21 protein-coding genes are annotated in these 16,830 nt (G+C 61.9%); 10 read left to right on the top strand and 11 right to left on the bottom strand.

Annotation, left to right across the window (positions count from 1 at the left end):
* Window positions 1-96 precede the first annotated feature (96 nt).
* On the top strand, window positions 97-711 hold the full coding sequence (locus tag NKI35_RS01505) for a LysE family translocator (protein WP_023669737.1): 615 nt from the start codon (window positions 97-99) through the stop codon (window positions 709-711).
* Between the two features lie 148 nt (window positions 712-859).
* Window positions 860-1,132: a hypothetical protein gene (locus tag NKI35_RS01500; RefSeq protein WP_245261353.1), complete on the top strand. Its 273-nt coding sequence runs from the start codon at window positions 860-862 to the stop codon at window positions 1,130-1,132.
* A gap of 209 nt (window positions 1,133-1,341) precedes the next feature.
* On the opposite strand, the gene NKI35_RS01495 is transcribed toward NKI35_RS01500, so the two are convergent.
* Window positions 1,342-2,283 (bottom strand): nucleoside hydrolase, encoded by a 942-nt coding sequence (locus tag NKI35_RS01495; protein ID WP_023698210.1) that lies wholly within the window; start codon window positions 2,281-2,283, stop codon window positions 1,342-1,344.
* Window positions 2,284-2,427: 144 nt separating this feature from the next.
* On the opposite strand from NKI35_RS01495, the gene NKI35_RS01490 reads away from it, so the two are divergent.
* Both NKI35_RS01490 and NKI35_RS01485 read left to right on the top strand, forming a co-directional pair.
* The gene (locus NKI35_RS01490; RefSeq protein ID WP_023669741.1) at window positions 2,428-2,853 is read left to right on the top strand and encodes an Hsp20 family protein; all 426 of its coding nucleotides are present in this window, start codon (window positions 2,428-2,430) and stop codon (window positions 2,851-2,853) included.
* A 64-nt stretch (window positions 2,854-2,917) separates the two neighbouring features.
* On the top strand, window positions 2,918-3,175 hold the full coding sequence (locus NKI35_RS01485) for a BQ00720 family protein (RefSeq protein ID WP_023683072.1): 258 nt from the start codon (window positions 2,918-2,920) through the stop codon (window positions 3,173-3,175).
* Between the two features lie 71 nt (window positions 3,176-3,246).
* Here NKI35_RS01485 and ptsN read toward each other — a convergent pair whose 3' ends face one another.
* The 6 genes from ptsN to lptC form a co-directional block, all read right to left on the bottom strand.
* Window positions 3,247-3,711, bottom strand: a complete 465-nt coding sequence (ptsN, locus tag NKI35_RS01480) for a PTS IIA-like nitrogen regulatory protein PtsN (protein ID WP_023669743.1) — start codon at window positions 3,709-3,711, stop codon at window positions 3,247-3,249.
* Between the two features lie 108 nt (window positions 3,712-3,819).
* On the bottom strand, window positions 3,820-4,404 hold the full coding sequence (gene hpf / locus NKI35_RS01475; protein WP_023747046.1) for a ribosome hibernation-promoting factor, HPF/YfiA family: 585 nt from the start codon (window positions 4,402-4,404) through the stop codon (window positions 3,820-3,822).
* Window positions 4,405-4,802: 398 nt separating this feature from the next.
* On the bottom strand, window positions 4,803-6,329 hold the full coding sequence (gene rpoN, locus NKI35_RS01470) for an RNA polymerase factor sigma-54 (protein WP_023735117.1): 1,527 nt from the start codon (window positions 6,327-6,329) through the stop codon (window positions 4,803-4,805).
* Window positions 6,330-6,543: 214 nt separating this feature from the next.
* Window positions 6,544-7,362, bottom strand: coding sequence for an LPS export ABC transporter ATP-binding protein (lptB, locus tag NKI35_RS01465; RefSeq protein ID WP_023669746.1), 819 nt, complete (start codon window positions 7,360-7,362; stop codon window positions 6,544-6,546).
* Window positions 7,359-7,943, bottom strand: coding sequence for an LptA/OstA family protein (locus tag NKI35_RS01460; protein ID WP_023683069.1), 585 nt, complete (start codon window positions 7,941-7,943; stop codon window positions 7,359-7,361). The genes lptB and NKI35_RS01460 overlap by 4 nt, the downstream gene beginning before the upstream one ends.
* Window positions 7,930-8,643 carry an LPS export ABC transporter periplasmic protein LptC gene (lptC, locus tag NKI35_RS01455; protein WP_023669748.1) on the bottom strand — a complete coding sequence of 238 codons (714 nt, stop codon included), beginning with the start codon at window positions 8,641-8,643 and terminating at the stop codon, window positions 7,930-7,932. The genes NKI35_RS01460 and lptC overlap by 14 nt, the downstream gene beginning before the upstream one ends.
* A gap of 295 nt (window positions 8,644-8,938) precedes the next feature.
* Here lptC and sppA point away from each other — a divergent pair, with 295 nt between their 5' ends.
* The 4 genes from sppA to lhpI all read left to right on the top strand — a co-directional run bounded on the left by sppA (window position 8,939) and on the right by lhpI (window position 11,653).
* Window positions 8,939-9,895, top strand: coding sequence for a signal peptide peptidase SppA (gene sppA, locus NKI35_RS01450; protein ID WP_023686570.1), 957 nt, complete (start codon window positions 8,939-8,941; stop codon window positions 9,893-9,895).
* Between the two features lie 80 nt (window positions 9,896-9,975).
* On the top strand, window positions 9,976-10,260 hold the full coding sequence (locus NKI35_RS01445) for an integration host factor subunit beta (RefSeq protein WP_006200394.1): 285 nt from the start codon (window positions 9,976-9,978) through the stop codon (window positions 10,258-10,260).
* Window positions 10,261-10,312: 52 nt separating this feature from the next.
* Window positions 10,313-10,657 (top strand): lipopolysaccharide assembly protein LapA domain-containing protein, encoded by a 345-nt coding sequence (locus tag NKI35_RS01440; protein ID WP_023714118.1) that lies wholly within the window; start codon window positions 10,313-10,315, stop codon window positions 10,655-10,657.
* A 30-nt stretch (window positions 10,658-10,687) separates the two neighbouring features.
* The gene (gene lhpI, locus NKI35_RS01435) at window positions 10,688-11,653 is read left to right on the top strand and encodes a bifunctional Delta(1)-pyrroline-2-carboxylate/Delta(1)-piperideine-2-carboxylate reductase (protein WP_352738176.1); all 966 of its coding nucleotides are present in this window, start codon (window positions 10,688-10,690) and stop codon (window positions 11,651-11,653) included.
* A gap of 188 nt (window positions 11,654-11,841) precedes the next feature.
* On the opposite strand, the gene NKI35_RS01430 is transcribed toward lhpI, so the two are convergent.
* Window positions 11,842-12,996: an MFS transporter gene (locus NKI35_RS01430; protein WP_352738174.1), complete on the bottom strand. Its 1,155-nt coding sequence runs from the start codon at window positions 12,994-12,996 to the stop codon at window positions 11,842-11,844.
* 123 nt (window positions 12,997-13,119) lie between these two features.
* Here NKI35_RS01430 and NKI35_RS01425 point away from each other — a divergent pair, with 123 nt between their 5' ends.
* Complete coding sequence (locus tag NKI35_RS01425) at window positions 13,120-13,884, top strand: helix-turn-helix domain-containing protein (RefSeq protein ID WP_023700105.1); 765 nt, start codon at window positions 13,120-13,122, stop codon at window positions 13,882-13,884.
* A 90-nt stretch (window positions 13,885-13,974) separates the two neighbouring features.
* On the opposite strand, the gene NKI35_RS01420 is transcribed toward NKI35_RS01425, so the two are convergent.
* The 3 genes from NKI35_RS01420 to NKI35_RS01410 form a co-directional block, all read right to left on the bottom strand.
* Entirely contained in the window at window positions 13,975-14,406 is a 432-nt protein-coding gene (locus tag NKI35_RS01420) for an EVE domain-containing protein (protein WP_023698201.1), read from the bottom strand.
* Window positions 14,403-14,813 (bottom strand): VOC family protein, encoded by a 411-nt coding sequence (locus tag NKI35_RS01415; RefSeq protein ID WP_023698200.1) that lies wholly within the window; start codon window positions 14,811-14,813, stop codon window positions 14,403-14,405. The genes NKI35_RS01420 and NKI35_RS01415 overlap by 4 nt, the downstream gene beginning before the upstream one ends.
* Window positions 14,814-14,904: 91 nt before the next feature.
* Window positions 14,905-15,603, bottom strand: a complete 699-nt coding sequence (locus NKI35_RS01410; RefSeq protein ID WP_352738172.1) for a helix-turn-helix transcriptional regulator — start codon at window positions 15,601-15,603, stop codon at window positions 14,905-14,907.
* Between the two features lie 127 nt (window positions 15,604-15,730).
* Between NKI35_RS01410 and NKI35_RS01405 the strand changes: the two genes are divergently transcribed.
* On the top strand, window positions 15,731-16,813 hold the full coding sequence (locus tag NKI35_RS01405; protein WP_352738170.1) for an RsmD family RNA methyltransferase: 1,083 nt from the start codon (window positions 15,731-15,733) through the stop codon (window positions 16,811-16,813).
* The last annotated feature ends 17 nt before the right edge of the window (window positions 16,814-16,830 follow it).

Genomic DNA, 16,830 nt, shown 5'->3' with positions numbered 1-16,830 from the left:
CGAGGGGCGGCACGGTCTGCGACCGGCTTGCACCAGCCCCGCCGCCATGCATTGATTGCAGCCAGCCGCCTAAGCGCATCCTCGAGGAAATCCCCCATGTCGCTGGAACTCTACGCCGCCTATGTCCTTGCCTGCATCGTCATCATCCTGGTGCCCGGTCCGACTGTCACGCTGATCATCGCCAACAGCATCCGCCATGGCTACCGCGCCGGCCTTGCCAATGTCGCCGGCACGCAGGCTGGGCTCGCCGTGATGATCGCCATTGTCGGCATCGGCCTCAACACGCTGATATCGGGCATGGGCCACTGGTTCGAATGGGTACGCCTGATCGGCGCCGCCTATCTGATCTGGATGGGGGTGCAGATGTTCCGTTCCAAGGGCGCGCTGAATGCCGACGGCACCGCGAGAAAGCCGCGCGGCGGCTTCTTCCTGCAGGGCCTGCTCGTGGCGCTGAGCAACCCCAAGACCCTGGTGTTCTTCGGCGCCTTCTTCCCGCAATTCATCGCCCCGCAGGGCAATTACACCCTGCAGATCGTCGTCATGGGCCTCACCGCCATGATCTTCGCCGCCGTCTCGGATTCCACCTATGCTCTCGCCGCCAGCCGCGCCGGCCGCCTGCTCTCGGCAAGCCGCATTAAGCTGATGTCCAGGATCAGCGGCAGCTTTCTGGTCGGCGGCGGCCTGTGGCTAGCTTTTTCGAAGGCGAAGTAACAACCGTGGACGGTCGTTTCCAACGGCAGAATGAGCCCGTACGTGAAGGCTGATTGAAAGTCAGTCTCCACGCCACCACATGACTTTGTGCTGGGGATTCTTTCAAATGTCATGGACTTATAGGGATTTGAAAAGGAACGCGCCCGGCGTGGTCCTGATCGTCGCCATGTTCGCGATGATGGTTCCTTCGGCGCTCTACAAATGGACGAATGACGCGAGCCCTATCCGGTCAGTCGAGCCAATCCACGCAACGGTCAAAAGCGCCCAATCGGACCACGACCACACCCTTTATCTGGTTTCGCTCGAAAGCGGTTCGTCCATTCTTGTCGATGACGACCGGCCGCATCTGATCGGCGCGACGGCAAACATGGAGCGCGTCACGCGCGAGAATGGAATGGTCTTCTATCGATTTGCAAAGTGAACGGCGGCGGCGCCTTCCTTCTCCCCCTGTGGGAGAAGGTGGATCGGCGCGATAGCGCCGAGACGGATGAGGGGTGTTCCAGCGGAGTGAGACGTGGGCGTTCCCTGGAACACCCCACATCCGTCGCCTTCGGCGACGCCGCCCGGGGGCGAGCCACTTGTCTCGCCCCGTCCCTTCGGAACCCACAATGGGAGAAAGGAAAGACAGAGCTAAAGCCGCGCCAACCTCTCAACCAGCAGCGCGAAAAACGCGTCATGGTCGATGTCGCGCATCACCATGGCGTTCTTCGGCCGCTTGGTCACGCCCCACCAGTCGATCACGGTCATGCCCATGGTGAGTTCGGAGGTGGTTTCCACGGTGACGTTGCAGTTGCGGCCCTTGAACAGCTCCGGCTTCAACAGATAGGCGATGACGCAGGGGTCGTGCAGCGGGCCGCCATCGGTGCCGTATTTCTCCTCGTCGAAGCGCTCGAAGAACTCCAGCATCTCGGCCGTCGCGGTGCCGACCCTGGTGCCGAGCTGGCGGATGGCCTGCGTGCGCTTGGCCGTGGTCAGCGCCTTGTGGGTAACGTCGAGCGGCATCATGACGATCGGAATGCCGGATTTGAAGACCAGGTCGGCGGCTTGCGGATCGACATAGATGTTGAATTCTGCGGTCGGCGTGACATTGCCGCCTTCGAAGAAACCGCCGCCCATCAGTACGATTTCCTTGATGCGCGGCGCGATCTTCGGCTCACGGATCAGCGCCAGCGCGACATTGGTGAGCGGGCCGAGCGCGCACAGCGTGATCGTGCCGGCCTCTTCCTTCATCAGCGTCTCGACGATGAAGTCGACCGCATACTGGCCCTGCAGCTTCATCTTCGGATCGGGCAGTTGCGGGCCGTTGAGGCCGGTCTTGCCATGCACTTCCTCGGCGGTGACCAGCTCGCGCGCCAACGGGCGGATGGCGCCTGCATAGACCTTGATATCGGGCCGTCCGGCCAGTTCGCAGATTTTCCTGGCGTTCTTTTCGGTCAATTTCAGCGGCACGTTGCCGGCAACAGCAGAGATGCCGACGATCTCCAACTCGGCGCTGCCGAGCGCCAGCAATATGGCGACGGCATCGTCCTGGCCGGGATCCGTGTCGATGATGATCTTGCGGGTCTGGGGCATTTCATTTCCTTATGCGGGGGAGTCTTTTTGGCGGGGGTGTTCGGCGGCTTGAACTTGGCCGCGGCGCGGACCATATCAAGACCATCGGGAAAAATGCCATCCGGGTTTTTCCAGTTTATGTCGCTCCAAAGAGGACAGTGTAACATGAGCCGAATGACGCCCTTCTCCAGCCCGCTTCTCCTTGGTTTCGATGCCATGGAAAAGACCCTGGAACGACTGGCGAAATCCGGTGACAGTTATCCTCCCTACAACATCGAGCGCCTCAGCGGTGCTGACGGCAAGGCCGAAAGGCTGCGCATTACGCTGGCTGTCGCGGGTTTCGCCGAAAGCGATCTCGATGTCACCACGGAGGAAAACCAGTTGGTCGTGCGCGGCCGTCAAACCGACGACACCGAGCGCGAATTCCTCCACCGCGGCATCGCCGCGCGCCAGTTCCAGCGCTGTTTCGTGCTGGCCGACGGCATGCGGGTGATCGCAGCGGAACTGAAGAACGGCCTTTTGTCGATCGATCTCGATCGGCCGGATACCGAACGGCTGGTACGGAAAATAAATATATCGGTGAAAGACTGATCTTTACCGATGGCTCTCATGCGGGATGGCCTTGAGCGGCGTCCTCGCGCCAAGGAGGCTTGAAATGACCAGAACTGACGAAACCATCACCATGACCAGCGGCGAATTCGCCCATCTCGGCGAAGGCTCGGTCGCTTATCTCCGCAAGGTATCGAGCGACGAGCTGCTCGGGCGCTTCCCCAACCTCGGCGAAATAGCGCCTGGTATGGTCCTGTGGGCCCTGTTTGCCGCCAACGGCCAGCCGATCCTGCTTTCGGATGCGAAAGACCGGGCTTTGGCCGGCGCCATGGAAAACGACCTGACCACTGTCGCCATTCACTAAGGCGACTGCTGGCGGTTGAAATGGAGAGGGCCGCCTTCGGCGGCCCCTGGAAGACTTAAATCCGAAGAACTTCAGGCGGCGTGCGAGGCCTGCGTGTCCGAAAGCAGTGCGTGGATGGCGACCGCGTCGCGCGTGCCTCTGATCTTGGCCACCGTGTCGGCGTCGCGCAAAACCCTGGCGATGCGCGACAGTGCCTTGAGGTGATCGGCGCCGGCGCCTTCCGGGGCCAGCAGCAAGAACACCAGATCTACCGGCTGGTCATCCAGGGCCTCGAAATCGACCGGCGTCTCCAGCCGGGCAAAGACACCGGCGATGCGCTTCACCCCGGCGAGCTTCCCGTGCGGAATGGCGATGCCGTTGCCGACGCCGGTGGAGCCCAGCCGTTCGCGCTGCAGGATGGTGTCGAACACTTCGCGCTCCGGAATGCCGGAAATCGCCGCCGCTCTCTCGGACAGCAACTGCAGAAGCTGCTTTTTGGAGTTCGCCTTCAACGCCGGCAAGATCGCCGGAACGTTGAGAAGATCGCTCAGATCCATGTTTGAAATCCCTTATTCGCCTGCCGTCGCCAGTCCTCGCCCCTCGCGCGGCTGGCTATTATCCCTGTGCGACCATTGTCGTCACCTGTGCGACCGTTGTCGTTGTCGTCACGCCTGTGCGACTTTGGTCGTCGACGGGTCGATCCAGCCGATATTTCCGTCCGGCCGCCGATAGACGATGTTGAGGTGGTCGTTTCCGGCGTTGCGGAAGACGAAAACCGGGCTGTCCTTGGTGTCGAGTTCGATAACCGCCGACGCCACCGACATGGTCTGCAGCGTCATGGTTGATTCGGCGACGATGGCCGGGGCGTAGTCCTCCGGAATGTCCTCGTCGTCGTCGGTCAGCGGCGCCATCACCGTATAGGCGATGTCGGTGATTTCGCCATTTCCACTGCCTGAATTGTGCGATTTCAGACGGCGTTTGTAGCGCCGCAGCCTGGTTTCGAGGCGATCCGCGGCCGCCTCGAAGGCAAGTGTCGGATCCTGGGAATCGCCGGTTGCCTGCAGCGAAGCGCCGGAATCCAGCCTGATCATGCAATCGGCCGAGTAACGCGACCCCGATTTGATGACCGTGACGTGCCCTGAAAAACCGCGATCGAAATATTTTCCAATCGCCTCGCCGACACGATCGGTAATGCGCGTACGCAACGCATCGCCGATATCCATGTGTTTACCCGATATGCGCAATTTCATCTGAAAACTGACCTTCCTTGCTCAGGCTTCAAACTGGCCAGAGTTTATACTCGTGATCCGTGCGCACAAGCTTTGCGGCGTCAACTCGCGCCGATTTTAGATCCGAACTTTCCGGTTGATCACAATCCGCCTTCTTGGCCGTCCCGTGGCCTTCGTCGTGACGGACCATCCGCATGCGGGCCGCGAGCCCGTCTCATGCGGGCGGGCTTCTAGACACTTCATTGCAGCTTGTCAATTAATGCATGTCGCCCAGAAGTGCGCTGCGGTTCTGGGACAACGACATGCATCAAAACAAAGACTTAAAGCGCGTCGTATGAATCCGTTTCAGCGCGATGCGCTTTAAGGTCGGAAAGTTGTGGAATCCAGCCATAGCAAAAGCCCTTGTCGGGCAAGCAGAGCTAGCGCCCCGCGCTCGCCAGAGCGCGCTTTTCACGCCGCCGCTGCACCGACGAGGGAATATTCATACCCTCCCGGTACTTGGCCACCGTGCGCCGGGCAATATCGACGCCGCTTTCCTTCAACATGTCGACGATTGCGTCATCGGACAGCACATCGGCGGGCTTTTCCTCGTCGATCAGCTGCTTGATGCGGTCGCGCACCGCTTCCGAGGAATGCGCATCACCGCCGCCCGACGCCGCGATCGAAGCCGTGAAGAAATAACGCAGCTCAAACACGCCACGCGGCGTCAGCATGTATTTGTTGGCCGTCACCCGGCTGACGGTCGATTCATGCATGCCGATGGCATCGGCCACCGTGCGCAGGTTGAGCGGCCTGAGCTGGCGCACGCCATGGACGAGAAAAGCGTCCTGCTGGCGCACGATTTCCGACGCCACTTTCAGGATCGTCTTTGCCCGCTGGTCGAGACTGCGCGTCAGCCAGTTGGCATTCTGCAGGCATTCGGCCAGGAAATCCTTCTCCGCCTGATTCTTCGCATGCGGCGAGACCTGGGCGAAATAGATGTGATCGACCAGCACGCGCGGCAGCGTCTCGGCATTGAGCTCGACCGTCCAGCTACCGTCATTGGCGGCACGGACTTCGACATCGGCGACGATGGCATCGCTGGCGCCGCCTGAAAATGCCGTGCCCGGACGCGGATCGAGCGCGCGGATTTCGGCCAGCATGTCGAGAAGATCCTCCTCGTCAACCCCGCAAAGCCGCTTCAGCGTCTGGAAATCGCGCCGCGCCAGGAGTTCGAGGTTGCCGATCAGCGTTTTCATCGCCGGATCGAGACGATCGCGCATGGCAAGTTGCAGCGACAGGCATTCGGCAAGGTCGCGCGCAAACAGGCCGACCGGCTCGAATGTGTGGCAGGCTGCCAGCACCTTGGCCACCACCGCCTGATCGGCGCCGAGCCGTTTGGCGATCTCGGCGGGATCGGCGCGCAGATAGCCGGCCTCGTCCAGGCCGTCGGCCAGTTCGGCTGCGATCAGCCTTGCGGCCGGATCGGCAAAGGCAAGCGCGATCTGCTCGCCGACATGCTGGCGCAGCGTGATCGCCGCGGCGGCCATGTCGCCGACGTCGAAGCCTTCGGAAGAACCGGACGAACTATTGCCGGTGGCCGACTTCCACTGCGCCGTCAGGTCCGGACCGAGCCGCTCGCTGGTGCCGGGATCGTCGGGGAACAGATTTTCCAGCGAGCTGTCGAGCTTGTCGGAGATCGCTTCGGCGCTCCACGCCGTCTCGTTTTCGAACCAGTCGCCATCGGCGGCAGGCTCAGGAGCGGCATCGCCCTTCTGCACCTGGTCGCTTGCGGCGTCATCCTGGGGCTCGGCGCGCTCCAGCAGCGGATTGCGCTCGATCTCGTCGTCGATGAAGTGGTCGAGCTCGACATGGGTGAGCTGCAACAGCCTGATCGACTGCATCAGCTGCGGCGTCATCACCAGCGACTGGGATTGTCGTAGCTGTAGTTTCGCCGCCAACGCCATGGTTCGGTTTCAAACGCCCTTCTGCACCCGGAAGCCTACACATCAGAAGCTGCCGGAAAATGAATTTTTCCGACCTTCCATAGAAACTGGCCCGGCTTTTGCTTGTCAAGGCGAACGATGGCAAAAGGCCCCTACCGAAGCATTATCTCACGCAAAATCGGAGAAAAAAGCCCGGCGGGGCGGCAAAAATCACGTCAGGAAACAAATTTCACGCTCAGAGCGTGAAACCTTCGCCGAGGTAGAGCCGGCGCACATCGGGGTTCGCCACCACCTCGTCGGCACGGCCATGAGTCAGCACCTGGCCGGCATGGATGATGTAGGCGCGGTCGATGAGGCCGAGCGTTTCGCGCACATTGTGGTCGGTAATCAGCACGCCGATGCCGCGCGCCGTTAGATGACGAACCAGTTGCTGGATGTCGGCGACGGCAATCGGGTCGATGCCGGCGAACGGCTCGTCGAGCAGCATGTAGGCCGGGCGCGTCGCCAAAGCTCGGGCGATCTCAAGACGCCGCCGCTCGCCACCCGACAGCGACATGGACGGCGACTTCCGCAGATGGCTGATGTGAAATTCCTCGAGCAGTTCGTCGAGATTGCGCTCGCGCACCTTGCGGTCCTTCTCAACCACTTCGAGCACGGCGCGGATGTTCTGCTCGACATTCAGGCCGCGGAAGATCGAGGCTTCCTGCGGCAAATAGCCGATGCCGAGGCGGGCGCGGCGGTACATCGGCATCGAGGTGACGTCGAAACCGTCGATCTCGATCGTGCCCTCATCGACCGGCACCAAGCCGGTGACCATGTAGAAACAGGTGGTCTTGCCGGCGCCGTTCGGCCCGAGCAGCCCGACAGCCTCGCCGGCGCGCACGCCGATGGTGACACCGCTGACCACCTTGCGGCCCTTGTAGCTCTTGGTCAGACCCTTGGCGATCAGGGTGCCCTTGAACTTCGAGGAATCAACGGTGACTGTGGCCGGTGCTGCAAGTTTACTGGCCGCCCGTCCCGGAAGGCGGGTCAGCAGCGAAGACACGCCAGTCATTCGGGCTTCGGGGCCTCGGATTTCGGTGGCGGCGTCATCGACATGATGACGCGCCCGCCGCAGCCATCGACCTGAGCAAGGCCGCTTTTCATCTGCACGGTGAGCTTGCAGCCCTTGAGGACGTTGGGTCCTTGGGACAAGACGACCTCCTTGCCCGACAGAACAAGCACCTGCGTCTTCATGTCGAACGTGGCGTTGTCGCCGGTGGCGATCTGGTCATTCGACTTGATGTAGACTTTGTTCTTGACCACCAGATGGTCGATATTGGCCGAACCGGTCATCGCCGAAGCGCCGGCGGCAGCACCTTTGGCGGCGTTGGGGTCCTTGACGTAGTAGACCTCCATGCTGCCGGCCTTGAGCAGCGTCGGCCCTTGCGTGACGGTGACGTTGCCGCTGAACAGCGCCATGCTGTCGGCCTGGCGGACCTCAAGTTTGTCGCTCTCGATCTGGATCGGCTGGTCGCCCGACAGTTTGAGCCCGGATTGGCTGCTGGCGCTGGACTGAGCCCAGGACGGCGCCATACCCAGCAACAGCAAGGCCGAAGCTGCGGCGACAAGCCGTGCCGAATTACTGGGACGCATTCGTTTCTCCGCTCTTTGCCTCTGCCGCCTTCATAGTGGCCGGATCGATGTGAACGCTTACCTTGTTCTCGAAAACGATGACCTTGCCATTGTCTTCGACCGACATTGAACCCGCGGTGATCCGCGAGCCGTTACGGCTGACATCGACCGCATCACCTGTCTTCATAGAGCCTTTGCCCATATCGAGGAAGACCGATTTGAAGATGGCAGCGACGCCGTCGGTGGTGGTGACGGTAACGTCGCTGGTCATGTCCATCGTGTTGGCGTTTCTGTTGTAGATCCCGCGCTTGGCGTCGACGGTCGCCACATTGTCGGCCGTCAGCGGCAATTTGGCATGGATGCCTTCGAGTTCGATGATGTCCTGCTTGCCGACATCCTGGATGGCGCGCAAGGCCGTCAGCGAATAGGGCAGCTTGTCCTTGGTGAAGCCGTTGAGCTTCGGATTGGCCATCACCAGCTTGCCATCCGCGAAAGCGGTGCCGTCTGCCTGTATCGAAATGTTGATCGGCGCCGCCAGATAGGAATAGACCGGAAACGCAACCGCGATCCCGGCGGCAAGCACCGGCACGGCAAACTTAAGCACGCGCACGCGGCGCGAGTGGCGCTGGGCGCGGTCGAAGGCGTCGCCGCGCGTGCCCGCTGGCGCCGTGGGCGCCAAGGCCGCATCGGCGTTGGTCGGTTCGTTCGATCGCGCAAGCATGACTGACTTCTAATAAACCCTTGTCCGCCAAAACACCTGCTATAGGTGGGTTGCCGGCTCCCGCAAGCAAGCACAAGCGGAGGAAAACCGCAAAAATGTGACGGCCGCTGTTTTACAGACGGAACTCAGGCGACACAATTTCGTCACTTCATAGCAGAAACGAACGCGCCGCGTCATTTTTTCGTGAAATGCCTCCGTCGTGAAGGTCGCTTCGTCGCAGGCTCTTGAGGAAGAGGTAGCCGGGCGCGGACGCTTGCTTTAAAAGCATCGCTTCCCACCGACTGTGAGGCAGACCATGGCACTGAGAGCCGACGACCTGATCGACCGCCGCCGCTTGCGGCGCAAGCTGACCTTCTGGCGCGGCGCCGCCATTGCCATCGTGGCCCTTGGGGTGATTGCGCTTGCAAGCTGGTTCTATGGGGGCGACCTCGGCGGTTCTTCCGTCGACCACATCGCCAAGGTCAGGATCGAAGGCACCATCACCGAGGACGAGGAACTGATCAAGCGGCTGGAAACCATCCGCACATCCCCGCAGGTCAAGGGCGTCATCCTGGCGATCGATTCGCCCGGAGGCACCACGGTCGGCGGCGAATCGATCTACGAGGAGGTGCGCAAGCTTGCCGCCGACAAGCCGGTGGTGGCCGAGGTCGGCACGCTGGCCGCATCGGCCGGCTACATGATCGCCAGTGCCAGCGACCATATCGTTGCCCGGAAGACGTCGATCGTCGGCTCGATCGGTGTGCTCATCCAGTATCCCGATGTCAGCGGTCTGATGGACAAGGTCGGCATCAAGCTCGAGGAAGTGAAATCCTCGCCGCTGAAGGCATCGCCCTCGCCCTTCAAGCCGACCAATGAAGACGAGCGAGCTATGGTCCGCAAGCTCATCCTCGACAGCTATGACTGGTTCGTCGGCATCGTCGCCGAGCGCCGCAAAATGACCCGCGATCAGGCACTGGCCCTTGCCGACGGCTCGATCTTCACCGGCCGCCAGGGCCTTGCCAACGGTCTGATCGACGCTGTCGGCGGCGAGAGCGTGGCGATCGACTGGCTGGCGACCAAGGGTGTCGACGCCAAGCTCAAGGTGGTGGAATGGAAGGACACCGAGCGGCGTGGCGGCTTCCTGTTCTCGAAAGCAATAGCGCGCAGCGTCGGGAGCGCGCTCGGCCTGTCGGAGGCCGGCAGCGACGTGCTTCACGAAATTGGCGCGGATCGCTTGTTTCTTGACGGTCTCGTTTCCGTCTGGCACCCTTGATCTGCCGGTTGGGGCGAGTAAAAAAGCAAATAAAATCATCCTGATAATTTGACCGCAGCGCTTTCACGGGGACCTTTCTGATGATCAAATCCGAGCTTGTGCAGATCATTGCCACGCGCAACCCGCATCTTTTCCTGCGCGACGTCGAAAACATCGTGGGAGCGATCTTCGACGAGATCACCGATGCCCTGGCGGAAGGCAATCGGGTCGAGTTGCGCGGCTTCGGCGCTTTTTCGGTGAAGAATCGCCCTGCCCGCACCGGCCGCAACCCGCGCACCGGCGAATCCGTCGAGGTCGAGGAGAAGTGGGTGCCGTTCTTCAAGACCGGCAAGGAATTGCGTGAAAGGCTGAATGGCGGCAAGTAGGCGCGGATCACGCGCCGGCGTTATCAAGGCCTGCCTTCTCCAGGGAATCTCTATGTTGAACCGCTTCATACTTATCGTGGTCTTCGTGCCGCTCGCCGTCATCCTGATTGCGCTGGCCGTCGCCAACCGCGAGCTGGTCGCCTTCACGCTCGACCCGTTCAACCCCGGCAATCCGAAACTGACGCTGACCTTGCCGCTGTTCATCTTCCTGTTCGTGGCGCTCGCCATCGGCATGGTCGTCGGCAGCCTGGCGACCTGGGTCAAGCAGGGCCGCTACCGCAAGCTGGCGCGCCAGCGCGGGGTCGAGGCCGAGAATCTGCGCCAGGCGGTCAGCCGTATACCCGCCGTGCAGCAGGGCCCGGCCGCCGGGCCGGCGCTGCCGAAGCCAACGGCCTGAAGCCGGCGCTTTTATCTTCGCGGAGTTTGCATGCTGACCATTTCGGCCGACGCTGTCGACCAGGCGCTGACCTTTCCCGGGCTGGTCGAGACATTGCGCGCGGCCTTCCGCGAGGGTGCTGTGCAACCCGTCCGCCATCATCACGGGGTCGAGCGGCCCGACGGTGCCACATCCACGCTGCTTTTGATGCCGGCGTGGACCGACTTCCATGCGGCCGGCACGTCGGTCGGGGGTCATATCGGCGTCAAGATCGTCACCGTATCGCCCGACAACAACGCCATCGGCAAACCGGCGGTAATGGGGCTCTACCTCCTGCTCAACGGCGCCACCGGCGAGCCCGAAGCGCTGATCGACGGCCAACGGCTGACACAATGGCGCACCGCTTGCGCCTCGGCGCTGGCGGCCTCCTATCTCGCCCGCGAGGACGCATCGCGGCTTCTGGTGGTCGGCGCCGGCGCGCTGTCGCCGTTCCTCGCCAAGGCGCACTCCGCGGTGCGGCCGATCAAGACCATCCGCATCTGGAACCGCACGCCCGCCAATGCCGAAAAGGTCGCGGCTGATTTGCGCGCGGACGGTTTCAACGCCGAGGCCGCAAGCGATCTCGACGCCGAACTCGCCGAGGCCGACATCGTCTCATCGGCGACGATCACGACGACGCCGCTGGTCAAGGGTGCGCTGCTCAAGCCGGGCGCGCATGTCGATCTGGTCGGCGGCTTCACGCCGACCATGCGCGAGAGCGACGACGACGCGATCGCGCGCGCCCGCGTCTATGTCGACACCCGCGCCGGCGCCACCAAGGAAGCCGGCGACATCGTCCAGCCGCTCGCCTCCGGCGTGCTGAAGCCGGAAGCCATCGTCGCCGATCTGCATGAGCTGGCGCGCGGGGAAAAACAGGGCCGGCAGAGCCCCACTGAGGTCACGCTGTTCAAGTCGGTCGGCGCCGCGCTTGAGGACCTTGCCGCCGGCATTGCCGTCTACAACGCGCTCAAGCAGTAGCGTCTGCCTGCACCGGCGCCGGCGCCGTTCCTGAGGCCAAACTTCCTGACCGCTTCCGCGCTGCCCGCGCCTTGGTCCCATCCAAACATTAGGCCTAGGAGACCAAGCGACTGAGAAGCGTGGGGAAGCGGAACGGCGGCTTTCGGGCCAAATCGCCGCTTCGCGTACGTCAGTGGTGACCGACAAATCTACGGGCGTTTGAAAGAAACTAGAATTGTGAAAGCGAGGAGACCCAAGCCAACGCTTATTGGTACGGCTCTTGGCGAAATCCAGTCCATGAGTGACCCGGTTCCAGTCGATCCCATAACGCTGCCTATGGAGTAGGCCAAAGAAAAGCTGGCAGTTCCGGCTACTAACATCCCGCCCTCGATGCGCTCGCCCAAGATTGTGAGGGCACAAGTGCTCAAGGCGAATGTTGCAACGCCAATTATAGCGAACACCACCAGGATAGCGGCCTCGGATTGCAAAAACGGGATTGCCAGGAACGCGACCGCTCCTACAAGGCCGCAGCAGATCGTCACACCGGCACGCGATGTCTTGTCCAGCAACCATCCGACCAGAGGCTGGGCAAACGCGGTGGGAAGTGACAGCACGGTAATGGCATATGCTGCGAAAGCTTCGGAGTGGCCGACGCGAACGAAGTAGACCGCCATGCCTGAAATCGCAGCAATATCGGCAAAGCCGAAGGCCAATTCTATCATAACCAGAATGGGTGCGGCGCTGATAAATCGGAGCAGCGCGCCTGCCGGCGCGCGTTCAGGCGATGTGCGGGTACTGCCGGTAAAGGCTGCGCAAGCAAAGCCAATCAATGCAATGTAACCGGCCACCAAGGCAAAAGCAGAACCGTTAGACGTGCCGACAAGCGGAATGGCCAATGGTCCGATGGCAAAGCCAGCGCACATGCCCGCCCCGTAGAATCCGGAGATACGCCCACGTATCCGGTCGGGACTCGCAGTATTTAGCCACGCTCCGCTTAGAATCGAGATCAAGCTCGCGCAGAAGCCGATCAAGAAGCGCGCTATGAACCAGATAGGCAAATAGTCAATTGTCGCGAATGTCGCCAAGCTGATCGAGCAGATAAACAGGGCCGCTACGATCAGCCTGTTTCCGCGAAACCGAGCTGTGAGCTGATCAATCCACAGGACGGCGACGATAGCTCCGGTCGCGTAGGCAGCGGCATTTAGCCCTATCAGGCTTCCGGCCACGCCCCTTCTTTCCAGCACAAGAGAGATGAGCGGAAACGTCAGGCCTTGGGCAACCGCAAAAGCCGTAACGCTCAATATGACTATCACGATAGCAGCCCAATCCGGGGCATCGACTTCATGCGTTCTCGTGGCGACCATGGCTGCTGCTCTCCGTACGTTTTATCAGCGCGGTCGGCCAGCTTAGGAGATATTGTTGTGTCTTAATGTCGATGATACGTTTATGAATATCTAGGATTCGTCACACCGCTGGTTGTTTACAAGATGATGCATCCAGGAGCGCATCCTCGATATATCCGCGAAATCGAAAGCCAAGAGATTGGTCAGGATCTCGGCTGGCACACTCATGATTTCGGGCAGTTCTTTTCCGCCATTCGCGGATCGATATACGTTGGCACGCGCAACCGCGTTCTCTTGCTAAGCCCAGCCATGGCTGTGTGGATACCGCCAGATGTGGAACACTGGCTGCGATATGTTACGGGCAACGAAGTTCTTTATGTCGACGTCAACCGCGCGGAGTCAGGTAAGTTGGGCGCAGCGCCCCGTATCGTGCAGATGACGCCGCTTCTTCATGCTCTGATGCACGCCATTCCAGACAACAACGCCTCAAGTCTCCCAAAACCGCATGAGGCAGCTCTACACGAACTGCTTTTTCACGAAATTCTGGCGGCAAGGGATGTGCCGCTTTCAATCGCGATGCCCAAAGACAAGCGGATTTCCGATCTAGCGCATTCCGCCATGGACGATCCGGGTTCGATTGTCTCTGTTGATGAATGGCTCACCGGCGCTTCGGCCAGCCGCAAGACCATCGAACGCCTGTTCATAGCCGAAACCGGAATGCCGCCTTCGCGGTGGCTAAGACACGCCCGCATTCTCCAGGCCATCTCACAGCTCTCTGCTGGCAAGAAAATCAGCTCTGTTGCATTCGATCTCGGGTACGAATCCCCAAGCGCGTTTACCTACATGTTTCGTAGCGCTATCGGCTTGAGTCCACGCCGCTTCCTGCGGTCAGGAAACAACGTCGGCTAAAGTTCCCGGCGATCCGCCGCTTTGGGGCAACGGCAGAGCATCTCGAATGTCTCGGAAGCTGCCGCTACCTCTCATGGTAGGAATGGCCGGTCAGTCGGCCTTCATGGCAGCGCCCATCGCCTCGGCGATCAGCGCGAAATCATGCGCCGTAATTTCGAACAGCCCAAAGCGCAGTTGATAACCCCAGTTCGATTTGCCCGCGGTGAAGTCGAGCTGCTCGAGCAGCGGCTTGATCGGCGCCTCCTCGGCCTTGGCCCATTCGACATCCCTGCGGAACGGCGTGAAGCCACCGCCCATGTCGCCCTGGTAAGGCTCGCCTTCTCGCACGGTGCCGATTGCCGTGAAGGCCTGCAGGCCGTCCTTCTCGCGCAGAATTGTGGTCGGCGAGTAGTAGATGATGCCGTCGCCGGGCTTGATGCGGCGCAAAGGTGCCGCCTTGCCGTGGTTGACCTGCATGAAGCCGGCCTCGCGGCCGCGCCGGACATGTTCGGCGGAAGCGACCGCGATCCAGTGCGCACTCATTTCTGTTCTCCATTGGCCTGTTCCCCATTGGCCTGTTCTCCGTCGTTCAGCCAGTAGACGCGCAGCCGGTGCTTGTCGGGATCGAGCGCAACGAAGGTGCGGCCGAAGTCCATGTCGGTCGGCGTCTGCAGAATGGTCAAGCCGCGTCCTGCCCAGTCCGTGTAGGCGGCGTCCACCGCATCAGGCCGGTCCAACGCGAAGACGAGCTCCGCACCGCCGCCCGCGGCCGCGGCCGACGGCTCCACCGTGTGGCGCGACCACAGGCCGAGCTTGAAGCCATTGTCGAGCACGAACAGCACGAAGGTCGGCGACGTCTCCACCGGCTGGCGTCCCAGCAGCGCACCGTAGAAGGCGCCGCTCCGCTCCGGGCTGTCGACATAAAGGATGACGAAATTGGGGGTGTTCATGTCTGCTCTCCAGGGTTTCGATTGGAGGAGCATAGGTGACCCCACTGTCAGATTCTGGCAGCAGAGTCTTGTGGGCGCGTGGAAAGGAGCATTAAGCGCCAGGCTGGCGCTTCGGTGCGTCCAGCGTCGCGCGCCATTCCTTCAGCAGCGCCTGCCGACGACGCGGATAGCGGATATCCGTGGTGTTGAGCCCCGACATCCGGTCGGAGCGAAAATGTCTGAAATCCTGCCGCGTCTCGCACCAGGCCACCACCACCCGCACCTTGTCGAAAAAGCCGAGCGCGAATGGCCAGATCAAGCGCTCGGAGGCGGCGCCGCCGGCGTCGCGGTAAAGAAAGCCGAGTTTTCTCTCGTTGCGGATCGCCTGGCGCACCAGGCCAAGGTCGATGCTTTCGACAGCATCGCCGTGCGGCCCGACCAAAAGCGCGGTCGCATCGAGGTCCTCGCGCAGATCATCCGGCAGCACAGAGGCGATCTTGGCCAGCGCGTCGGTGGCGGCGGCCGACAGCCGCTTGTCCGGTTGTCTGGCAACCCAACGCGATCCCAGAACGATGGCCTCGATCTCCTCGTCGGTGAACATCAGTGGCGGCAGCATGAAGCCGGGTTTCAGCACATAGCCCAGCCCAGCCTCGCCCTCGATCGGCGCGCCTTGCCCCTGCAGCGTGGCAATGTCGCGGTAGAGCGTTCGGATCGAAACGTCCATCTCGCCGGCAAGCGTGCGACCGCTCACCGGCCGGCGATGCCGGCGCAGGATCTGGATCAGGTCGAGCAGGCGTTCGGAACGGGACATGATTCGAGATTTGCCTGTTTCCTCAGCGAGGTCCACCACCTCAGACATTCGCACGCTGGACCATTTTGTTTGCGCAGCCGGTGACCCTATGCCAAAAGCGGCCTGCCGCCTCCGGAGACGCTCCTGCTTGAAGTCCTTTCGCGACAAACGCCGCGACAACCGTCCGCCCGCAAAAGGCAGGACCGAACATGCGCGGCCGCAGCCGGAGACCGTACCAATCCGACCCGAAGCCAGACAGCAACGCCACGAAACAAAACCGGACGACCGGTCTGATCCGAAGCCCGCCCCCCGTATCCTGGCGCGTCGCGAAGGCATCCTGCCCACTGAGCGCCTGCCGGTGATCCTCGAAGTGGCGCCCAATCAGGATTATGCACTGCTCGACAGCGGTGCCGGCGAGAAGCTCGAACAATACGGCCCCTACCGCATCGTGCGGCCCGAGGGACAGGCGATCTGGCAAAAGGCCTTGCCCGCCAGGGACTGGGACCGAGCCGACGCCATCTTCACCGGCGACACCGACGAGGAAGGCATCGGCCGCTGGCGGTTCCCGAAGGTACCGCTGGGCGAGACCTGGCCGATGAAGCATGACGGCATCGACTATCTCGGCCGCTTCACCTCGTTTCGCCATGTCGGCGTCTTCCCCGAGCAGGCTTCGCACTGGGACCATATGGCCAGCCTGATCGCGGCGGCCGACCGCCCGGTCAAGGTGCTGAACCTGTTCGGCTATACCGGGCTCGCGTCTCTCGTAGCCGCCCGCGCCGGTGCCGAGGTCACCCATGTCGATGCCTCCAAGAAGGCGGTCGGCTGGGCGCGCGAAAACCAGGAAATGGCCGGTCTCGGCAGCAAGCCGATCCGCTGGATCGTCGACGATGCTGTGAAATTCGCCGAGCGCGAAGAGCGCCGCGGCAGCCGCTACGACATCATCCTGTTCGACCCGCCCGCCTATGGCCGCGGCCCCAAGGGCGAGGTCTGGCAGTTGTTCGAGGACCTGCCCGGCCTGACCGATCTTTGCCGCGCGATCCTGACGCCGAAACCGCTCACCGTGGTGCTGACCGCCTATTCCATCCGCGCCTCCTTCTTCGCCATCCATGCCTTGATGCGCGACACCTTTGCCGGCATGGGCGGCACCGTTGAATCAGGCGAACTGATCATCCGCGAGCAATCCGCCGGCCGGGCGCTGTCGACATCGCTGTTTTCGCGCTGGGTGGCCTGAATGCCCGGGAGACCTGA

The sequence above is a fragment of the Mesorhizobium sp. M0676 genome, from assembly GCF_040320535.1.
Lineage (GTDB): Bacteria > Pseudomonadota > Alphaproteobacteria > Rhizobiales > Rhizobiaceae > Mesorhizobium.
The sequence above is the reverse complement of the archived record's forward strand: the minus strand, read 5'-3'. Positions and strand labels throughout refer to the sequence as shown.